This window comes from Halovivax sp., assembly GCA_007119345.1.
Taxonomy (GTDB): Archaea; Halobacteriota; Halobacteria; order Halobacteriales; family Natrialbaceae; genus Halovivax.
On sequence record SKPV01000247.1, the window covers coordinates 1 to 2,910 of the forward strand.

The 2,910-nt window shown below is 70.1% G+C and carries 2 protein-coding genes; one reads left to right on the forward strand and one right to left on the reverse strand.

The annotated features are described in order from the left end of the window. Positions 1-2,121: cation-translocating P-type ATPase (locus tag QZT59_RS17050; protein ID WP_290819038.1), on the forward strand; the 2,121-nt coding region annotated here is incomplete at its 5' end. A gap of 55 nt (positions 2,122-2,176) precedes the next feature. On the opposite strand, the gene QZT59_RS17055 is transcribed toward QZT59_RS17050, so the two are convergent. After that, on the reverse strand, positions 2,177-2,866 hold the full coding sequence (locus tag QZT59_RS17055) for a hypothetical protein (RefSeq protein WP_290819040.1): 690 nt from the start codon (positions 2,864-2,866) through the stop codon (positions 2,177-2,179). Positions 2,867-2,910 lie beyond the last annotated feature (44 nt).

Here is a 2,910-nt window from a genome sequence, read left to right on the forward strand (position 1 = left end):
GCCGAAGACCGCACCGAGGCCCGCCTCATCGTCGGCGTCCTCTTCGGGATGGTCGTCATGATGCAGTATCTGCTGTTGATCTACCCGCTGCACGTCAGGCCGCCCTACTACGACGCCCGCACCCAGGAGTTCATCGTCGAGATGGTGACGAGCGAGGCGGCGATGCCGTTTTTCGTCGTCCTCTTCGCGCTCACGAGCGTCGTCTTCTTCGTCACCGGGGCGCCGATCATCAAAGGCGCCATCGTCAGCCTCCGGACACGCAACCCGAATATGGACCTGCTGGTGACGCTCGCGGCGGGCGCCGCCTACGCCTACAGCACGCTCGCCGTCGCCGTCGGCCGCGTCGACGTCTACTACGACGTGACGGTCGCGATCGTCCTCGTCGTCACGATCGGCGGCTACTACGAGAGCACGGTCAAGCGGCGGGCGACCGAGCGCCTCTCCGCGCTGTCGACCGCCCAGGTCGCCGATGCCGAGCGCTACGAGGCCGACGGGTCGACGACGACCGTCGCCGTCGAGGCTCTCGAAGCCGGCGACAGGGTGCTGGTGCCGGGTGGCGAACGGGTGCCAGTCGACGGTCGCGTCGTCGAGGGGGAAGGTGCCGTCGACGAGGCCGTCGTCACCGGCGAGTCGCTTCCCGTCCCCAAACGCGCAGGCGACACTGTCGTCGGCGGTTCGCTGCTCACCGACGGCGCGCTCGTCGTCGAGGTCGGCGACCGCGCGACCAGCAGCATAGACCGCATCACGGACCTGGTCTGGAACCTCCAGAGTTCGGCCAGCGGCATCCAGAAGCTCGCCGACCGCCTCGCCACCGTCTTCGTCCCGGTGGTGACCGTCCTCGCGATCGTCGTCGCGACGGCCTATCTGCTCACCGGGGCGGGCGTCGCCGGCGCGCTCCTGGTCGGACTCACCGTCCTCATCGTCTCCTGTCCCTGTGCGCTCGGGCTGGCGACGCCGCTGGCGGTCGCGACGAGCGTGCGCGAGGCGATGGAGCGGGGCGTCGTCGTCTTCGACGAAACCGTCTTCGAGCGCGTCCGCGACGTCGACGTCGTCGTCTTCGACAAGACAGGAACGCTCACGACGGGGCAGATGGAGCTGCTCGACGCCGACGGTCCCACGGAGCTGTTCGAGTCCGCCGCCGCGCTCGAACGGCGCTCGGCGCACCCCGTCGCGCGCGCGATCGCCGACGCATTCGGCCCGGGATCGACGGGGTCTGGCGAGACGGCCCGACCGGACGACGAGTCCCCGCGTCCCGACGGCGGCCTCCCGGAACCGTCAGCCGAACCCGAACGAGAGCCAGCCGAGCCCACCGGAGGGCTACGGGAGTCCAACGCAGAGCAAGCAACCGACGACACCACCCCCGACGCCACGGACGTCACCGACTTTCACTCGTACGCCACCGGCGTCGGCGGCGTCGTCGACGGCGCCGAACTGCTGGTCGGCCACCCCGACCTGTTCGACGAACGCGGCTGGTCGGTTCCCGACGAACTGGCAGAAGCGGTCGACGAGACCAGAGCGTTCGGCCGGCTCCCCGTCCTGGTCGGCCGCGAGGGGGCCGCCGAAGGGATCGTCACCGTCGGCGACGAGGCACGCGCGGGCTGGGCGGAGACGATTTCGGACCTCGACGAGCGGGGCGTCGAGGTCGTCGTCCTCACAGGCGACGACGAGGCGGCCGCCACTGTCTTCCGCGACCACGACGGCGTCGACGAGGTGTTCGCGGGCGTTCCCCCCGAAGGCAAAGCCGAGACCGTCCGCCGGCTGCGCTCGCGGGGCCGGACAGCGATGGTCGGCGACGGCACCAACGATGCGCCCGCGCTGGCGAGCGCCGACCTGGGGATCGCGCTGGGCGGCGGCACCGCGCTGGCCGCCGACGCCGCCGACGTCGCCATCGTCGACGACGACCTCGCCTCGATCGAGACCGTCTTCGCGCTCTCGGGCGCCGCCGGCCGCCGCGTGAAACAGAACATCGGCTGGGCGTTCTGCTACAACGCGATCGCGATCCCGATCGCGATCGCCGGCCTCCTGAATCCGCTGTTCGCCGCGCTCGCGATGGGCGCCTCGAGTGCGCTGGTGGTCACCAACTCCTCGCGGACGTTACTGCCCGAAGACGGCGAGGACTGAGAGCCGCTGCACCGACGCAGATACCCTGAGAGGTCCACTCGCCTCGGAGAGGAAGCTACCGACGGCGGAGCTGGCTCCCGTCCTCGACGAGCTTCCCGCGCTCGATGGCGTGGTCGATGATCGCCGTGACCTCGGGGTCCTCGAGGTCGTAGGCACCCGCCGCCAGCGCCTCGACCTCCGCGCGGGCCATCGGGAACTCGCGGTTGCCCAGGAGTCGCAACACCTTCCCGTAGGATTCGGGTGGCCGGCCGTCGGATCCACCGACGCCCGCGCCGTCGGCACCCTCCGTGGACTCGCCTGTTGTGGCCGAAGGGTCGGCCGATCGCTGGTCCGTGGTGACGGTCACGCCGCCGTTCGCCTGCCGACCAGCTGCGCCAGCGGAACCCGATTCGTCGAACCGGATCCCCTCCGCTTCGTCGGATTCGGACTCGCCATCGCTGCTTCTCGCTTCCCTATCGTTGGATACGGCCGTGCCATCGCCGCTTCCTGACTCGTCGCCACCTCTCACTTCGCCGTCGTCGGGTCCGGCCTCGCCATCGTCCGTGCCGGCCTCCCTGTCGCGTCCATCGCCCGCACCAGCCCGTTCGAGCAACGGCTCGAGCAGTTCGCCGAGCACCGCTTTGCAGTCGTCACAGAGGACGACGCGACGTTGTTCGGCCTCCGTCGGATTCAACTCGGGTGGAACGATCTCGAAGGTGCCGGCGGCGTCGCCGCCACAGAAGTCACAGCGCCGGAGTTCACGCATGCCCGAGGGTACCCGCGAGAGTACAAAAAACCCGCCCGTCGGGA